The organism is Trabulsiella odontotermitis, from assembly GCF_030053895.1.
Classification (GTDB): domain Bacteria; phylum Pseudomonadota; class Gammaproteobacteria; order Enterobacterales; family Enterobacteriaceae; genus Trabulsiella; species Trabulsiella odontotermitis_C.
Genome location: NZ_CP125781.1, coordinates 815,782 through 832,224, shown reverse-complemented (window position 1 = coordinate 832,224; position 16,443 = coordinate 815,782). Strand labels below are relative to the sequence as shown.

The following is a 16,443-nucleotide window of genomic DNA, read 5'->3' as shown; positions in this document are numbered from 1 at the left end:
GATTTACTCCTGATTTACCCAGGGGAGTTCCTGATCGAAAACATCAGAAAACTCTTTCGTCCAAGTCTTACTTTTTATTTCTTCTCCTACAGTCATTTCATTGTTTAACCCAATATAAAATACCTGAGGCTTGTTACCCGTTGCTGGATTCAAAACATTTGTTATATGCTCTGAATATAATTTATGCACTTCACTTTCTTTGTCATTCAGATCACCAAAAACCCTTGCTGCACCGACACAAGTTTCGACACAGGCTGGGACGAGCCCCTGTTCTATGCGATGCGCGCAAAAGGTACATTTATCAGCTGTTTTGGTTTCAGTATTAATAAAACGAGCATCATAAGGGCAGGCAGTAACACAGGCACCACAGCCCCAACAAATATCCTGATTGATAAGAACAATGCCATCATTGCGTTTAAACGTAGCACCTGTTGGACAAACAGGGACACAGCTAGGGTTTTCACAATGGTTACATAGACGCGGAAGAAACTGTCTTTTGGTTTTTGGATATTGACCAACTTCAATATCGGCGACCCAGGTTCTGAATTGCCCCGGCGGTGCGTGATTCTCGATTTTGCAACTGACAGTACATGCCTGACAACCCACGCATTTACGCAGATCTATGACCATACACCAGTGCTGTTTTTTTTCAGTAAGTCTGGGGGCTGCCTGAGTAGGAGCTATAACAAGCGCAGCTCCAGTCGCAATGGCTAATGTAGATATAAGTTTCCGTTTTTGGGAATCTTTTGGATAGTCGTCATCATCGGTATTCATAGTTACCCTTCAATTTATTGTTTACATAAATATGAATAAAAAGACATAACAAAAGAAAACAGAGGTAGTATGGGTGTACGAACTTGTCATTGTTTTGACATTTATCAAATACATTCGCTTATGCGTATATGTTGTTGATTTTCATCTCCGCTGGAGATATCGTTACCCAAACGAACAGGAGGAATGATGTCGCTTACTTCCCTACAACTCTTTAAGAATCTGTCTGATGAAACACGTCTGGGTATTGTTCTCATACTCAGAACCATGGGGGAGTTGTGCGTCTGTGATCTTTGCACTGCACTTGATCAATCACAGCCTAAGATCTCCCGGCATCTGGCAATGTTGCGGGAAAGCGGGATTTTGCTTGATAGTAAGCACGGAAAATGGGTTCATTACCGCTTATCCCCACACATTCCTTCATGGGCTGCGCAGATTATTGAGCAGGCCAGGTTAAGCCAACAGGACGATCTTCAGGCCATCGCCCGTAAACTGGCTTCAGTCAACTGCACTAACAGCAGTAAGGCTATTTGTATTTAAAAATTTGCCTGAATATATATGATTTTCCACATGTGAGGTGTTAAGGATGAAAACGCTAACGGTATTCGACCCAGCGATGTGTTGTAGCACCGGTGTCTGCGGTACTGATGTCGATCAGGCTCTGGTTGATTTTTCTGCGGATGTACAATGGCTTAAACAACGAGGTGTTCAGGTAGATCGTTACAATCTGGCACAGCAACCGATGAGCTTTGTCCAGAACGAGAAAGTTAAAGCATTCATTGAGGCTTCCGGTGCGGAAGGACTGCCACTACTGTTACTGGATGGCGAAACAGTGATGGCCGGACGTTATCCGAAACGGGCTGAACTTGCACGGTGGTTTGGGATTCCGCTGGAGAAAGTAGGATTAGCGCCTTCAGGCTGCTGCGGTGGTAATACTTCTTGTTGTTAAGTATGCCAGGAGGACAAATGAAATTTTTAGAAAATATACCCCCTTATCTGTTTTTTACTGGTAAAGGTGGTGTAGGTAAAACCTCTATTTCCTGCGCCACAGCGATCCGTCTTGCAGAACAGGGTAAACGAGTATTGCTGGTCAGTACCGACCCGGCCTCAAACGTTGGCCAGGTGTTTGGCCAGACGATAGGCAACACCATTCAACCAATAGCCTCTGTTCCGGGATTATCGGCTCTTGAGATTGATCCTCAGGCAGCTGCACAGCAGTACCGGGCCAGAATCGTTGACCCAATTAAAGGCGTCCTGCCTTATGACGTCGTTAGCAGCATCAACGAACAACTGTCGGGTGCATGCACAACCGAGATTGCTGCATTTGATGAGTTTACTGGATTGCTGACTGACGCCTCTCTGCTGACCCGCTTTGATCATATCATTTTTGATACAGCACCTACTGGCCATACTATCCGCCTTCTCCAGTTGCCTGGTGCATGGAGCAGTTTTATAGAGAGTAATCCAGATGGCGCATCTTGTCTGGGCCCAATGGCGGGACTGGAAAAACAGCGTGAACAATATGCTCATGCCGTTGAAGCGTTGTCTGACCCAACACGCACCCGACTGGTTTTAGTCGCGCGGTTGCAGAAATCAACGCTACTGGAAGTCGCCAGAACTCATCTGGAACTTGCCGCCATCGGTCTTAAAAATCAGTATCTGGTCATTAATGGCGTTCTTCCAAAAACTGAAGCCGCTACCGATACACTGGCTGCAGCAATATGGGAACGTGAACAGGAAGCGCTAGCTCATCTTCCCTCTGATCTTTCTGGCCTTCCAACTGACACGCTATTCCTTCAACCGGTTAATATGGTCGGTGTATCTGCACTCAGCGGGCTTCTCTCCACTCAGCCAGAAGCAGTATTATCTTCTGCAGACTACATTCAGCAACGTCCTGATATTCCATCGCTCTCTGCGCTAGTTGATGACATTGCCCGTAATGAACATGGTTTGATCATGCTGATGGGCAAAGGTGGCGTGGGGAAAACCACGATGGCTGCTGCCATTGCCGTCAGACTGGCCGAAATGGGATTTGATGTCCATCTGACAACGTCTGATCCTGCGGCGCATCTCAGCACAACCCTCAATGGCAGCCTTAAGAATCTGCAGGTCAGCAGGATCGATCCTCACGAGGAAACGGAACGCTACCGTCAGCATGTTCTTGACACTAAGGGAGGCGAACTGGACGAAGCAGGAAAACGCCTGCTGGAAGAAGATTTACGCTCTCCTTGCACCGAAGAGATTGCGGTCTTCCAGGCCTTTTCACGGGTGATTCGTGAAGCGGGTAAGCGCTTCGTGGTCATGGATACGGCACCCACCGGGCATACGCTACTACTGCTGGATGCCACCGGGGCGTATCACCGCGAAATTGCTAAGAAAATGGGCGATAAAGGCCATTTCACCACGCCAATGATGCAGCTTCAGGACCCGGAGCGAACCAAAGTGTTACTGGTCACGCTGCCGGAAACCACGCCTGTGCTTGAGGCGGCAAATTTGCAGGCCGACCTTGAACGCGCAGGGATTCATCCCTGGGGCTGGATTATCAATAACAGCCTTTCCATTGCCGATACCCGTTCACCGCTGCTTCGTCTGCGGGCACAACAGGAACTTCCGCAGATCGAGAGCGTTAAATTCCAGCATGCCAGTCGCGTAGCTCTTGTTCCTGTACTGGCGTCAGAACCGACCGGCATCGACAAACTCAAACAACTCGCTGGTTAATTATTGTCATTATTCGGGGCAGCTTTGCTGCCCTTTCGGGAGGTTATATGTTACTGGCAGGAGCCATTTTTATCCTGACCATCGTGTTGGTTATCTGGCAGCCAAAGGGATTAGGCATTGGCTGGAGCGCCACGCTGGGTGCCGTACTGGCTCTGGCATCGGGTGTGATTCATATCGCCGATATTCCGGTGGTGTGGAATATCGTCTGGAACGCCACGGCCACCTTTATTGCCGTCATTATCATCAGTCTGTTGCTGGATGAGTCCGGCTTTTTTGAATGGGCTGCCCTGCACGTTTCCCGCTGGGGCAATGGGCGTGGACGTCTGCTATTTACCTATATTGTTCTGCTCGGCGCGGCGGTGGCGGCATTGTTTGCCAACGATGGCGCGGCGTTAATTCTGACGCCGATCGTTATCGCCATGTTACTAGCGCTGGGGTTCAGTAAAAGCACCACGCTGGCGTTTGTAATGGCCGCAGGGTTTATTGCCGATACCGCCAGCTTGCCACTTATCGTATCGAACCTGGTCAATATCGTTTCGGCTGATTTCTTCCGTCTGGGATTCACAGAATATGCGTCGGTGATGGTGCCAGTGGATATCGCCGCCATTGTCGCCACGCTGGTGATGCTGCATCTTTTTTTCCGCAAAGATATCCCGCCCACTTATGAGCTGGCGCGACTGAAAGAACCCGCAAAAGCCATCAAAGATCCAGCAACATTCAAAACGGGCTGGATTGTTTTAGTCCTTTTGTTAGTCGGTTTTTTTGTACTCGAGCCACTCGGAATTCCTGTGAGTGCAATCGCGGCAGTGGGAGCCGCAATCCTGTTTGCGGTGGCCAAAAAAGGTCATGGGATTAACACCGGTAAAGTGCTGCGCGGTGCGCCCTGGCAGATCGTGATCTTCTCACTGGGGATGTATCTGGTGGTCTACGGATTACGCAACGCAGGGCTGACAGAATACTTGTCTAACGTGCTGAACGTACTTGCTGATAAAGGTCTTTGGGCTGCTACCTTAGGTACTGGCTTCCTGACTGCATTCCTGTCTTCCATCATGAATAACATGCCTACCGTGCTGGTTGGCGCTCTCTCTATTGATGGCAGCACCGCAACAGGCGTTATCAAAGAGGCGATGATTTATGCCAACGTGATTGGCTGCGATCTGGGACCGAAAATAACACCTATCGGCAGCCTGGCAACGCTACTCTGGCTGCATGTGCTTTCACAGAAGAATATGACCATCACCTGGGGATACTATTTCCGCACCGGGATCGTCATGACTCTGCCTGTGCTGTTTGTAACGCTGGCCGCGCTGGCGCTACGTCTCTCTTTCACTTTGTAATGAGATACTGATATGAGCAACATCACCATTTATCACAACCCGGCCTGCGGCACATCGCGTAATACGCTGGAGATGATCCGAAACAGCGGTACTGAGCCGACCGTAATTCTCTATCTTGAGAATCCACCTTCACGCGATGAGCTGGTCAAACTCATTGCAGATATGGGTATTTCAGTACGAGCCCTGCTTCGTAAAAACGTTGAGCCTTATGAAGAATTGGGACTCGCCGAAGATAAATTTACTGATGATCAGTTAATCGACTTTATGTTGCAGCATCCGATCCTGATTAACCGACCCATTGTTGTATCACCACTGGGAACCCGACTGTGCCGCCCATCGGAAGTGGTACTGGATATTTTGCCTGATGCACAGAGAGGTGAATTTACTAAAGAAGACGGTGAAAAGGTGATCGACGCACATGGGCAGCGTGTAATCAAGTAGTTCCATTTCACCAGGCAGCTCTATTTATTGCTGCCTGGTGACAGAGCTTATGCGATTTTTACTCAGAGGCTGAAATGATGGATAAAACGTACCATGTCCTTTTCCTGTGCACAGGCAACTCTGCCAGAAGTATTTTTGCTGAGGCTTTAATGAATCAGCTCGGTGGTGGGATTTTCAAGGCGTTTAGCGCCGGCAGCCATCCCGCTTCATCACCGCACCCTTTGACGCTAAAAGTATTGAAAAGTCAGGGGTTTGACATCTCCAGCCTTTCAAGTAAAAGTCTCCTGCAGTATCAGCAAGTCGACTCACCAAAAATGGATTTCATTTTCACCTTGTGTGACAAAATGGCTGGAGAAGGATGCCCGGTATTTCCAGGCCAACCGCTGACGGCCCATTGGGGATTCAAAGATCCCGCACTCGCAGAGGGCGATTCGGAAGCAATGTACCAGGCATTTGTGGACGTCGAGAAGCAAATAGCCAGTCGCATCAGACTGTTTCTGAGTTTGCCGTTTGAGAAGCTAGATCGCCTTTCTTTACAACAGCAACTGGAACAACTGGATAAAGGCGTGTAGTGCAGTTGTGAGACTCGTACGCGCTTGCCTACTCATTAACGTTCGATGTTATATCAACAGGCACTCTTTGTAGTGCCTGTTTATCTTTTCCAATCAAATAGATCCATATGGCTATGATTGCTGCCACACACGCAAATACCAGTGAAATGATCAGCATGCCAGTATCCCCAAATCGTTCGCGAAAGCTGGCATAGAGTGAAGGGGCCAGTGCCGACAGAAAAAAACTCGGCATGAGCAATGTTCCCATGCGACTGGCGTACAGGCGCGGGTCAAACAGAGTTAATGGTAATGTTGCTCTCACCAGAGTAGATAGACCGTTGACGGCACCATATCCAAGAACGAACAAGCCGGTCCCCACGATGGATGTCTGTCCCAGCAGGCTGATCATGAAACAACAAGGAAGCAAAATCCCCACTATCAGGTTCAGCCCCAGAGCAGATCCTCGACTCCCCATCGCTATATCGCCAAGACGTGCACTGACCTGTCCCACCCCCCATAAGGAACCAACAAGTACCGGGACACCAGCACTGGCCAGAATCAGAGGTAAATGGGTTGAAATTCCTGTGGACAGGAAACTGAGCAATGCCATCAATGCTGCATACAACCCGCATTTCAGATAGTCCCGCTCAAGATGCTGGATGCCCTGTTCCGTCGATTCGCGGGGGGCTACACCTCGTTCTCTTTTGTTATCTGGCAAAGAAATACAAAGCAAAATGCTTATCAGGGCGAACAGGCTGTAACAGCCAACACCCCATCGCCAGCCCAGCAGGCTCAGTAAGCCCTCGCCAATTGGCCAAAAGGCAACAGAAGCCAGACCTCCGAGCAGGGTCACCTGTGTAATAGATTTTCTGGCTGTCGGCCCTGCAAGATTTACGAGAACAGCGAAAGCTGCATCATAAAGTGAAAGGCGCATACCTATGCCCATCACCAGCCAGGCCATTAAGTAAATGTATAGGGAGTGACTCGTTGCCAGGAGCAGGCATCCAAGGCCGTTCAGGAGAGCACCAAGCTGCAGGACTTTTCTTCCCCCCATCGATGCTAATAATCGCCCGGATATCGGTGAAATGAGCCCCATGATGCCCATAGCCAGCGTCAACCCTGAGAAGATAAGAGGTTGCCCCCACGACGTGTCATTAGCAATGGCGCTACCAAAAGCACCCAACAGGTAGTAGGTAATCCCCCAGTTAATTAACTGGGCCAAACCAACGCACCAGGTAATCTTGCTGCTAAGTAGAAGTGGAGGTGTGTTCACCGTTTTTGCATCTCCTCAGGTTCCGGTATCCCGGTTGCAAACGTCACAATTTAGTTCGGGGAGACGGGATTTATTCCCCTCCAGCAACCTATGTGCTCGAATACAAACTTACCTTTCAACTGTTAAGCATTGGTTTCAGAAAGAGAAAAACGGATGATATTTCCGGTAGGTAGAAGAAAACTCTCTCAATATCGGCGTCAGAAATAGTTAAAGACGGAAATAAATATGAAGGAGGGCGAATGCCCCCTTTTTCCTGTTTCAGAGCATAAGGCCTGAATCTTATGGCAGCGAGCTGTTCCCTTCCCCCAGATTTCGTTGCAGCAAAACCGTGTCCAGCCAGCGACCATGCTTGAAACCAATGTCTTTCAGCGTGCCTTTTTCTGTAAATCCGACCTGCTGATGGACTTTCAGCGAACCCTCATTATTGCTGTCGCCGATAATGGCTATCATCTGCCGGTAGCCGTGTGTTTCTGCCCAGGCAATGACGTGGCGCAGCAACGCTTTTCCTGTCCCCTGACGCTGCGCATCCGGGTGAATATAAATTGAATCTTCGAGGGTGTGGCGATAGGCGTAGCGTTCACGGTAACGAGTGAGATAACAATACCCGATGACCTTTTCTTCCTCTAACGCGACAACCCACGGCAGCGCCTGATTGCGGATCTTTTTCAGGCGGGCAAGCATCTCATGGGTATCCGGTGGTTCAGTTTCAAAGCTGGCGGTACCATGAATAACATGATGGGCGTAGATATCGCATATGGCGGGGATGTGCTTTTCTTCTGCGTTAACGATTTTCATTGCTCTGTTCCCGTTGGCATCTTTTTTAAGGTTACTTGAAAAGCTAAAGGAAAGGTAAATACAAAAGCTTATGACCCAACAAGCAGGCTAATCTTCCATACCATCTTTTGTTTTCATTCATGCAGGGAGACAAATATGTGCTTCCTGTACCCATATTTTTTATATGACCAGGCTGAGGCCCATCTCAATGAGCAATCTCAGCAACAGTTAATCGAACTCGAAAAGATTCTTTTTGGAAAATGACAGAGGACTTTGTTATCCATCGGGGAAATAGAACGACAGCAAAGCATGAAGGGGGCAAACGCCCCCTTCATTGTTACTTCGCCATTTCTTCCAGCAGGTCAATACCAACCGGCTCTTCGCTCTGTAGCGCTGTTAATGCAATACGCTCTGCATACTGCTCTTCCACATCAGAGATGAGAGGCAGCTCGCGGTTAGCCCTGGTCTTCAGGAAAGGTGAAGACGGTTCAGCAGCTGCCAGGCTGTTATTAACAACCCATGCCCACGGCTCGATCCCGGCCCGGCGCAGATCGGACTGCAGGTTTGCAGCTTCCAGTACAGGTGTCGTTTCGGCAAGCGTCACGATAATCACCTTCGTCTTCTCCGGATCCTGCAATTGCATCATTGGAGTGATGACGTGGTCATGTGTTTGCCCCATCTGACGCACCATTTCCCGGTGATAGGCTCCAGTCGCATCCAGTAGCAGGAGCGTATGGCCCGTTGGCGCGGTGTCCATAATGACAAAATGGTCGTCTGCCTCTTTGATGATTCGGGAGAATGCCTGGAAGACGGCGATCTCTTCAGTGCATGGCGAGCGGAGGTCTTCCTCCAGCACCGCCAGCCCTTCTGCATCTAATCCTTTGCCCTGATTTTCCAGGACAAAGCGGCGATAACGTTCTGTCTCTACCTTCGGGTCGATACGGCTGACCTGAAGATTGGGCAGCGAGCCATCCAACGTGTAAGACAGATGTGCTGCCGGATCGGATGTGGTCAGGTGGACTTTGTGGCCACGTTTCGCCAGCGATACCGCGACTGATGCCGCAACGGTCGTTTTGCCCACGCCGCCTTTCCCCATCGTCATGACCAGCCCTTTGCCAGTCTGGCTCAGTTCATCAACTAGTGAAGCAAGTTTCGGCAAATCCAGAGTATTCAGCGTAGTAGCAGGGAGAGCCGGTGCGGCTTTGCTCTCTGTAAATAACTCCCGCAATGCTTCCAGACCGACCAGGTTAAATGGCTTCAGATACAGCTGTGAGCGGGGAAGATTAGCCAGATTATCAGGCATTGCCTGTAATGCTTTTTCTTCCCGAGCCAGAATACTTTGCGCCAGTGGATCATCCTCACCCGCAAACGGCGGTAGTACACCATTAATGGCAAGGTGCTGATGTTGCAAACCGATAGCAGACAGCTCATCGTGGGTATGGGAAACCTCTTTCAGTGTCGAAGCCTGGGCGCGGGCAACCAGCACTAATCGTGTGAGAGCTGCATCAGACAGCGCTTTAACCGCATCTGAGTACTGGTGCTGTTGTTTCTCAAGCCCCACCAGAGGCCCGAGGTTTGCAGCGGCATCGGGGTTCGCTTCCAGATAACCGCTCCAGGCTCCCGGTAGCTCAAGCATGCGGATAGTGTGACCGGTTGGCGCGGTATCAAATACGATATGGTCATATTTTTCCCGCAACTGATGATTGGTCAGAAGACCGGTAAACTCATCAAACGCAGCAATTTCCGTGGTGCATGAACCTGAAAGCTGCTCTTCAATGCTGCTGACCACATCGGCTGGCATCAGCTCACGAACGGGGTCAAGCACACGGTCACGATAAGCCTGTGCCGCAGCCATAGGGTCAACTTCCATCGCAGCAAGATTTTGTACGGTACTGATATCTGTAATTCGGTGGCCGATAGTCTGGCTAAATACCTGGCCGACATTGGAAGCCGGATCGGTACTCACCAGAAGCGTTCTCTTACCCTGATCGGCCAGCCATACCGCAGTAGCACAAGCGAGGGATGTTTTACCCACTCCACCTTTACCGGTGAAGAAGATGAACGGGGGGATGTCTTTTAAAAATGGCATATTCATCAGCAATAGCTCCTCTGGAATTAAGGCATACGTGGAATGCTGCAGCAACGTGGTTGGGTGCTGTCTTCACTCCAGTCCTGAGTAAGCGGAATACCGGCCCAACGGGCGATATCTTCACGAGTCGGCAGTTTGCCTGCCATCACCAGCTTGCCGTCGAGCAAGGTAACAGGGAGGGACTCCATCCCTGAAGTGTTCAGAAACTCTTTGATCACAGGTGTATTCAGGAACTGCTGCGGGTTTTTCGCAAGGCTGTAGCGCTGAATATCAACACCATTCTTTTTCGCCCATTCGGCGCTGGCGTTCCATTTGACGGCTTCGTCGCTGACCACAACGCTGCTGGTTGCACAGCAACCTGCTGCTTCAAAGATCTCAATTTTTGACATGGACTGTTTACCTCAGTGTTTAGTCATTTGGCTTTACACTGAGGTAAACGAAGATGGTGGGAAAAAGATGCGCGATTAATTCATTTTTTTGTGGCAGCAGACGGGAGAAGTGTCATCTGCCTCAATCTGGCAAAGTTCTGTCATCGCTTCTTTCAGGTGCTTTCTGGCCCGTAGTAAACGGGATTTAAACGCCGTAAGCGTGATTCCCAGTTCATCGGCCAGGGACTGCTGGGGACGCCGGTTAAGATCGGACTCTTCAATCAGCCACCGCTCATCTTCGGGTAACGCCTGTAATGTTTCAGGCAGGCAAATATCCAGCGTTGAGATCGCATCATGGGATACATCAGGCAGTGGGGCCTCTTCTTCCAGCTCAACGAATTCCCTGGTGGTGCGGTACTCATCAATCAGCAGATTCCTCGCCGCCCGATACAGCCAGGCTCGCGGATTCTCCATTTCGCAGAAATTGTCTGAATGAGCACGGGCACGCAGGAATAGCTCTTGCAGAAGATCTGCTGCTTTTTCGCTATCACCTGTCTTCGATGTCAGAAAGCGAGAGAGTTCGGCTTCATGTTGCCGCCAGAACACACTCATGCAGTTGTTGAATGCCGTTACATCACTCATACCAGCCCTCAAATTTTGCTCTGATTTACTCGGCGAGAAAGTTCTTCTGCTGACTCTTTTCGTTCGCTGTAGCGATCAACGAGATAGGCTGAATTACCTCTTGTCAGCAGCGTGAATTTCACCAGCTCTTCCATCACATCCACAATGCGGTCGTAATAAGACGACTGTTTCATCCGTCCATCTTCATCAAACTCCTGCCAGGCTTTTGCCACGGAGGACTGATTTGGGATGGTGATCATCCGCATCCAGCGGCCAAGAATGCGCATCTGGTTTACGGCATTGAAAGACTGAGAGCCACCGCAGACCTGCATGACGGCAAGCGTCTTCCCCTGCGACGGGCGAACTGCCCCTTCCGATAGAGGTATCCAGTCGATTTGAGCCTTCATTATGCCGGTCATTGCACCATGGCGTTCAGGTGAACACCACACCATCCCTTCGGACCAACGAACCAGCTCACGCAATTCCATGACTTTGGGATGCGAATCAGGCGCATCATCAGGAAGAGGCAAGCCAGAAGGATTGAAGATCCGAACTTCTGCGCCCATGGCAGTCAACAACCTTGCCGCTTCTTCAGTTGCCAGTCTGCTGTATGAACGTTCACGTACAGAGCCGTACAGCATGAGGATACGGGGAGGGTGTGGAACAGAAGGAATGCCGAATCTTGCCTCTGTAATTGAGGTATCGAACAGGCTTGCATTAACATTCTTAAGTTCAGTGCTCATTTTTTCCTCCAAGATCGCCATTGGTATCGTACAGTCCATCTGCCCCTGAGCAGCATTCTTCTGTCAGAAAAGCAATCAGCGCGCCAAGGTTTTCATAGCAGGCGTGACAGTACAGTATTCTTCCTTGCCGCTCCTGACGAACCAGAGATACAGATATCAGAGATGAAAGATGGTGACTCAGTGTGGATGCAGGGATTTCGAGTTGCTTCTGTAGATCACCCACGGCCACGCCCTGAGGTCCGGCTTTGATTAGTCTTTTATAAATCCCGAGCCTTGTCACATGGCCAAGCTCTTTCAGCACCGACGCCGCAAAGTTCAGTTCCATATTCGTTCTCATGATTGTTATTTCTATATTTCTAGAATAATAGAAATGAATTTTACATTCAATATTCAATGTATCTGGTTGGGAATGAAGTGAAGAACAGCCAAGAAATTGTTGTGGCCTAGTCGATAGCCACAGGAAGCTGCTGTGACTGGGCAACATATTCGCCCGGCAGACCAGGAAGAGACATCTTCATCAGCATTCCTTTCAACTAAGTAGATGGAACTCGTGTAACAGTTGCTCAGGAATCCAGGACTTTCCGCCCCTGAACTATGGCATGCAGATGCTTGAGAACTTTCTGGCCATCTGTTTCCATCATGAAGGGATTTAGGTTAACCAGAGTCAGCATCATCACAATTAACCCAGCAATGACCGTTAGTGGCTGAATACCGGTAAGAGTAAAAACTGGTACTGACAGAATCACGGGCAATAATGGACCGGCCAGCGCCGCCGCCATAACTTTCCACCTGGGGGCATCATTCGCATAGTGGTAACTGACACCTCCGTCTGGAAAAAGCAATCCAAACTTCAGGATAAGTCTGCCCCTTTTGAACCGGAACAACACAGGTTTCCCCACTTGAAAGCGGGTTACCCGAGTTCCCAGGCACATGGCCATAAGGGCATGTCCGGATTCATGAATAAATGCGTAAAGAAAACTGAAGAGATATAAATAAACTGGCAGCATCCATCCAAGACTATCAACGATGTAATGCAGGTATTCAAAAGAATGCAATGGAATTCCTTTAATCATAAATCCCGCCCGCCATTAAATTTGTTCAGCAGCAGTTTTTGCAATTTCATCCACCGCTTCTCTGACCGAAAAGGACAAACTCTGCTTCGGCGAGAAATGTACCCAGTAGCACAGGTGAGATGCCCAGGTCTGACCGTTCTGTCGCGGCTCATAATCCACACTGAAGGCATAGATAATCCTGCCATTCAGATCAAAGCTGGTCACTTCGCAGTAACGCAGATAAAGCTCGCGTAATTCATCAAACAATTCTCCCTCTTTCAGCGGGCCCGCTTCTTTGACTGTTTCACGCTGATCCATGAAATGCCCCACAGCTGCTTTTTTGGAAGGAAACTCCCTTCCCTTGATAATCCCCTTAGTGGAACGCCCCATCCTTAACTCCTTAGTTGTTACGCTGCTCTATTGAGAAATCCCGCCTGTCAGGAGTTCACCTTATGACCTGGTGACTATAAAAGATCCATATACCATGCCGCTTCGTCAGGACAACCCAAATCGATCTCAAACGCCCCTTCAGGAAGCGTACGGGATTTATAACCGCCGTCAGAATACTGAATGGACCACTCTTTCATATCTGGAGCATCAAGGCGGCTGGCCATTTCCTCGTATATCCCGTTCTCCTCATCGAGAAGCACAAGAAGTGTTTCCCCCTGCGTATTCGTCGTGCGGTATAACCACATTTTTTTACAGCCATAACCTGAAAGCATTTCCACAATTGATGAAGGGGAAAAGCTGTTGCACTGATTAGCGTATGTCGTTGTGTTGCTCATAATTGATTTCCTTATCGTAAGCTTTCTACTAATTACTTTATTTATCATCACCCGCAGGACATTCCGTTGCCCGCCTGAAGTGATTAGCCAGATAACAGTCACCAACCGCAATTACCGGACGCACCTTTCCCACACTTCCGAAAAATCCATAATGGCTTGTTTTTCGGAAATGCTGAGGGAGAGATTATCTGGAATGACCCGTTAGGTCGGTTTGAAGTGCGGAGGGTGGCTTACTATCTAATTAATTAAATTATATCACATTTTCTGATTTTGTCCCAAAAAATGTGCAAATAATAGCCATGATCCGCTTCTAACAGAAATCGGATCTGCGGAGAAAGAAAGAAGGATTATTGCAGCAGAATCAAGAAAAGAGGCGGATTGTTGTGATTTGGGGATTATTGCATGGAGTGCAAATTTTACGGCTGACTGAGGCTTAAATGGCAACTATAAGGAAAGAGAAACTTTTTTCAGTTTTTTTTACAGACCGGCCTTAAAGGCCGCATCAGATTTCCTAAATACAGTTTTACATAAGGAACATCGTATGACTGTATTTCTCATCCTCACCGCCATCGCATATGGCATCGTCAGTACCGGCGGCTACATCCTTTTAGTGGACAAAGGGTATCAGGGCTGGACCCTATTCTGGAAAAACTATGACGACCTGCCCCATATCTACCGTTCCCGCTGGCGATACCAGAGACGCTTCATTCTCAGACGTATCTGGAAGCGTCTCTTTAATCGCTGAGAAGGTTATCCAGCAGCATCCCCAGCCCGGCCAGCCAGCACAGGCAACACCATGTGGTGAACACCATCCGGGTCTGGCCGGATTTCCACTTGCGGACGGTACGTTCGTCCACATTCAGCCGGTTGGCCAGCTGGATGTCAGTCAGGGGGATCAGCCCCCGAACGAAGGTAGTTTCGCGTGCCGTGGGGAGCTGCCAGTCTTCTCCGCTGACCAGCGTATACCCGTTAAATTCTCCGGATTCAATCATCTCCCGTATACGTTGCTGGTTTTCTGGGTTCATAATGAATCCGGCTGCTGAGGGAGCCATCGCACGGGGTCTGCAGGCGTATAGTAATATTGGTGATCTTTTTCCTGCAAATCGAGGTATTTTTCAACGTCGCTGAGCTGATAAGCAGAATAGAAAGTGCTTGAATTTCCTACATTGTACATATCGATGGTGCTCATGACATTATCAATGTAATCAAAAGAAACTTTGTAGAAATTTAAGTGGCGATCGTCACAACACTTTAGCAGTTCGGGTCGTGGTGAAAAAACGTCTATCCGGGGACGGAATGTTAATGGTGAGCCAATAATAAAACACAAAGTGAAATTATGAGACAACGGCAGATATATTCTATTCTGTTTTGTGTATAAACAAAATATATTCGGGGCTATCGCAAAGACTGGCCTGGGGTTAGTACTGTCAAAAGCGTGGCCGGTGTGTATTATTTCAATCACGCTCGTCCGACTGAATATTTTATTCCGGAAGACATTGATCATGTCATAAGGCGTGGGTTTATTGAGAATAGCCAGCAGGCTGAACAAAGTAAAAATCGCCCGACATTTATCCTCTCTGGATGAGGACGCGTTGGCTACGCGAAGCAATTTTTGATAAAAACTGTCGTTCATTAGTGCGGGCTGGGTGCCAGGCAGTGACTGAATGCTTTTTATATATTCTTCAAAATGCATTTCAATGTCATGATGAAAGTGGTCAAGAAGATCCTGCTTGTAGGGATTCTTATTCTGGGGATTATGTAAATTTAAAAGCAGCTGCATTACTGCAAAGCTGGTCAGTGTCTCGAACGGGAAATCGCCGGGCTTAGCCAGACGAAGTCGAGAAAAATTATGTTCGTGAATAATGTCGTTCACTACTGCGGCCGTCAGACGCTCATAGGCCCACAGTTCTTCTTCGATGTCAAAGGCTTCTCCGGTTTTGGCATCGATGAGCCGAAAGAGATTTTTAGCGACCGCGACACTGGAAATTGGAAGAGGCTGTTCATAGAGGACGTTATCTCCAGTATGTGAAGGGTATGCCTCAATCTGACGGCTGCGAACCGCCAGGGACAGGCGCAATGTCAGATTCTGTCGCGGCCTTGGCGCGTGCCTGGAAGCGTTCATAGCAATCCAGCCCGCAGAAATGTTCGACGTATTCCGCGCCTTCCGGGGTGAAGGCGGCATCGAGCGGAATTTCTTTGCAGCATACGCAGCAGGTGGTGCAACTGGCAGTGTTCGGGGCGTTTGCGTTCATGGTGGTACTCCTCCAGATTGGTAGCGAAGCTCAAAGCTGCCCACTCTCGGCTGGCTGGGAAGCGGTCATGATCTTCCCTTGAAGGCCCGCAGCAGCCGCGTCACAGACAGGACAAACAAGCCGGTCAGCGTGAGGGCTGCAATACCCCAGTGCTCCCCGATGAACGCGCCGGCCGTCGTGCCGGCTAGCACAATGGCGAGAATCGGCAAATGGCAGGGACAGGTGAGCACGGCCAGCGCGCCCCACAAGTAGCCGGTGATCGGTTTGTGCGTCTCAGACGGCAAGTGCTCTGGGCTGTTCATGGCAGACTCTCCGCGTGCTGTGCCGGTTCGGTTGGCATGGCGGCCAGTTGCATTTCGAGGCTGGCCAGGGCCTCGCGCCGACGCTCGACGAGTTGCCGCAACACGGCAAGCTGCGCAGACGCACCGTCACCGTCCGCAGCATCCAGCGCCCGGCACAGCCGCGCCAGTGCGTCCAGGCCGATACCCGCTTCGAAGGCAGCCCGTACAAAGCGCAGCCGTTGCAACGCGGTGTCATCGAACAAGCCGTAGCCGCCCGTGGTGCACGCGACCGGCCGTAGCAATCCGCGCAGCAGGTAGTCGCGCACGATATGCACGCTCACCCCGGCATCAAGGGCCAGCCGGGACACTGTGTAGGCGCTCATTGAA

The 16,443-nt window shown here is 49.6% G+C and carries 23 protein-coding genes; 7 read left to right on the top strand and 16 right to left on the bottom strand.

Annotated elements, in window-relative coordinates; all coding sequences use genetic code 11:
* Positions 1-3: 3 nt before the first annotated feature.
* Positions 4-774: a sulfate reduction electron transfer complex DsrMKJOP subunit DsrO gene (dsrO, locus tag QMG90_RS04070; protein WP_042999135.1), complete on the bottom strand. Its 771-nt coding sequence runs from the start codon at positions 772-774 to the stop codon at positions 4-6.
* A gap of 186 nt (positions 775-960) precedes the next feature.
* On the opposite strand from dsrO, the gene QMG90_RS04065 reads away from it, so the two are divergent.
* The 6 genes from QMG90_RS04065 (at position 961) to QMG90_RS04040 (ending at position 5,839) form a co-directional block, all read left to right on the top strand.
* Positions 961-1,311, top strand: coding sequence for a transcriptional regulator (locus tag QMG90_RS04065; protein ID WP_042999134.1), 351 nt, complete (start codon positions 961-963; stop codon positions 1,309-1,311).
* A 46-nt stretch (positions 1,312-1,357) separates the two neighbouring features.
* Positions 1,358-1,720: an arsenite efflux transporter metallochaperone ArsD gene (gene arsD, locus QMG90_RS04060; RefSeq protein WP_046494310.1), complete on the top strand. Its 363-nt coding sequence runs from the start codon at positions 1,358-1,360 to the stop codon at positions 1,718-1,720.
* A gap of 17 nt (positions 1,721-1,737) precedes the next feature.
* The gene (gene arsA / locus QMG90_RS04055) at positions 1,738-3,489 is read left to right on the top strand and encodes an arsenite efflux transporter ATPase subunit ArsA (RefSeq protein WP_046494309.1); all 1,752 of its coding nucleotides are present in this window, start codon (positions 1,738-1,740) and stop codon (positions 3,487-3,489) included.
* A gap of 47 nt (positions 3,490-3,536) precedes the next feature.
* Positions 3,537-4,826 carry an arsenite efflux transporter membrane subunit ArsB gene (arsB, locus tag QMG90_RS04050; protein WP_042999131.1) on the top strand — a complete coding sequence of 430 codons (1,290 nt, stop codon included), beginning with the start codon at positions 3,537-3,539 and terminating at the stop codon, positions 4,824-4,826.
* A 12-nt stretch (positions 4,827-4,838) separates the two neighbouring features.
* On the top strand, positions 4,839-5,267 hold the full coding sequence (gene arsC, locus QMG90_RS04045; protein WP_042999130.1) for a glutaredoxin-dependent arsenate reductase: 429 nt from the start codon (positions 4,839-4,841) through the stop codon (positions 5,265-5,267).
* Between the two features lie 74 nt (positions 5,268-5,341).
* Positions 5,342-5,839, top strand: coding sequence for an arsenate reductase ArsC (locus QMG90_RS04040; protein WP_000968905.1), 498 nt, complete (start codon positions 5,342-5,344; stop codon positions 5,837-5,839).
* Positions 5,840-5,867: 28 nt separating this feature from the next.
* Here QMG90_RS04040 and QMG90_RS04035 read toward each other — a convergent pair whose 3' ends face one another.
* The 10 genes from QMG90_RS04035 to QMG90_RS03990 all read right to left on the bottom strand — a co-directional run bounded on the left by QMG90_RS04035 (position 5,868) and on the right by QMG90_RS03990 (position 13,523).
* On the bottom strand, positions 5,868-7,040 hold the full coding sequence (locus QMG90_RS04035) for an MFS transporter (RefSeq protein ID WP_152754617.1): 1,173 nt from the start codon (positions 7,038-7,040) through the stop codon (positions 5,868-5,870).
* Positions 7,041-7,370: 330 nt separating this feature from the next.
* A complete protein-coding gene (locus QMG90_RS04030; RefSeq protein WP_042999128.1) occupies positions 7,371-7,886 on the bottom strand; it encodes a GNAT family N-acetyltransferase in 516 nt (171 codons plus the stop codon).
* Positions 7,887-8,202: 316 nt separating this feature from the next.
* The gene (gene arsA, locus QMG90_RS04025) at positions 8,203-9,960 is read right to left on the bottom strand and encodes an arsenical pump-driving ATPase (RefSeq protein WP_115190221.1); all 1,758 of its coding nucleotides are present in this window, start codon (positions 9,958-9,960) and stop codon (positions 8,203-8,205) included.
* Positions 9,961-9,980: 20 nt separating this feature from the next.
* A complete protein-coding gene (locus tag QMG90_RS04020; RefSeq protein WP_020839050.1) occupies positions 9,981-10,343 on the bottom strand; it encodes an arsenic metallochaperone ArsD family protein in 363 nt (120 codons plus the stop codon).
* A gap of 75 nt (positions 10,344-10,418) precedes the next feature.
* Positions 10,419-10,964, bottom strand: coding sequence for a sigma-70 family RNA polymerase sigma factor (locus QMG90_RS04015; protein ID WP_046494307.1), 546 nt, complete (start codon positions 10,962-10,964; stop codon positions 10,419-10,421).
* A gap of 8 nt (positions 10,965-10,972) precedes the next feature.
* Complete coding sequence (arsH, locus tag QMG90_RS04010) at positions 10,973-11,686, bottom strand: arsenical resistance protein ArsH (protein ID WP_046494306.1); 714 nt, start codon at positions 11,684-11,686, stop codon at positions 10,973-10,975.
* Positions 11,676-12,011 carry an ArsR/SmtB family transcription factor gene (locus QMG90_RS04005; protein WP_046494305.1) on the bottom strand — a complete coding sequence of 112 codons (336 nt, stop codon included), beginning with the start codon at positions 12,009-12,011 and terminating at the stop codon, positions 11,676-11,678. Before QMG90_RS04005 ends, arsH begins: the two co-directional genes overlap by 11 nt.
* Positions 12,012-12,249: 238 nt before the next feature.
* Positions 12,250-12,759, bottom strand: coding sequence for a M50 family metallopeptidase (locus QMG90_RS04000; RefSeq protein ID WP_046494304.1), 510 nt, complete (start codon positions 12,757-12,759; stop codon positions 12,250-12,252).
* A 15-nt stretch (positions 12,760-12,774) separates the two neighbouring features.
* Positions 12,775-13,128: a hypothetical protein gene (locus QMG90_RS03995; protein ID WP_042999127.1), complete on the bottom strand. Its 354-nt coding sequence runs from the start codon at positions 13,126-13,128 to the stop codon at positions 12,775-12,777.
* 74 nt (positions 13,129-13,202) lie between these two features.
* Complete coding sequence (locus QMG90_RS03990; RefSeq protein WP_042999126.1) at positions 13,203-13,523, bottom strand: hypothetical protein; 321 nt, start codon at positions 13,521-13,523, stop codon at positions 13,203-13,205.
* A gap of 541 nt (positions 13,524-14,064) precedes the next feature.
* Here QMG90_RS03990 and QMG90_RS03985 point away from each other — a divergent pair.
* Positions 14,065-14,268 (top strand): hypothetical protein, encoded by a 204-nt coding sequence (locus QMG90_RS03985; protein WP_013087123.1) that lies wholly within the window; start codon positions 14,065-14,067, stop codon positions 14,266-14,268.
* Here the strand turns inward: QMG90_RS03985 and QMG90_RS03980 are convergent.
* The 5 genes from QMG90_RS03980 to merD form a co-directional block, all read right to left on the bottom strand.
* Positions 14,258-14,548, bottom strand: coding sequence for a hypothetical protein (locus QMG90_RS03980; protein ID WP_032752120.1), 291 nt, complete (start codon positions 14,546-14,548; stop codon positions 14,258-14,260). The genes QMG90_RS03985 and QMG90_RS03980 overlap by 11 nt on opposite strands.
* On the bottom strand, positions 14,545-15,600 hold the full coding sequence (locus QMG90_RS03975; protein ID WP_223526262.1) for a hypothetical protein: 1,056 nt from the start codon (positions 15,598-15,600) through the stop codon (positions 14,545-14,547). Before QMG90_RS03975 ends, QMG90_RS03980 begins: the two co-directional genes overlap by 4 nt.
* Positions 15,563-15,775 carry a DUF3330 domain-containing protein gene (locus QMG90_RS03970; RefSeq protein WP_000993245.1) on the bottom strand — a complete coding sequence of 71 codons (213 nt, stop codon included), beginning with the start codon at positions 15,773-15,775 and terminating at the stop codon, positions 15,563-15,565. Before QMG90_RS03970 ends, QMG90_RS03975 begins: the two co-directional genes overlap by 38 nt.
* 65 nt (positions 15,776-15,840) lie before the next feature.
* A complete protein-coding gene (gene merE / locus QMG90_RS03965) occupies positions 15,841-16,077 on the bottom strand; it encodes a broad-spectrum mercury transporter MerE (RefSeq protein WP_001087807.1) in 237 nt (78 codons plus the stop codon).
* Positions 16,074-16,439, bottom strand: coding sequence for a mercury resistance co-regulator MerD (gene merD, locus QMG90_RS03960; protein ID WP_001277463.1), 366 nt, complete (start codon positions 16,437-16,439; stop codon positions 16,074-16,076). Before merD ends, merE begins: the two co-directional genes overlap by 4 nt.
* Positions 16,440-16,443 lie beyond the last annotated feature (4 nt).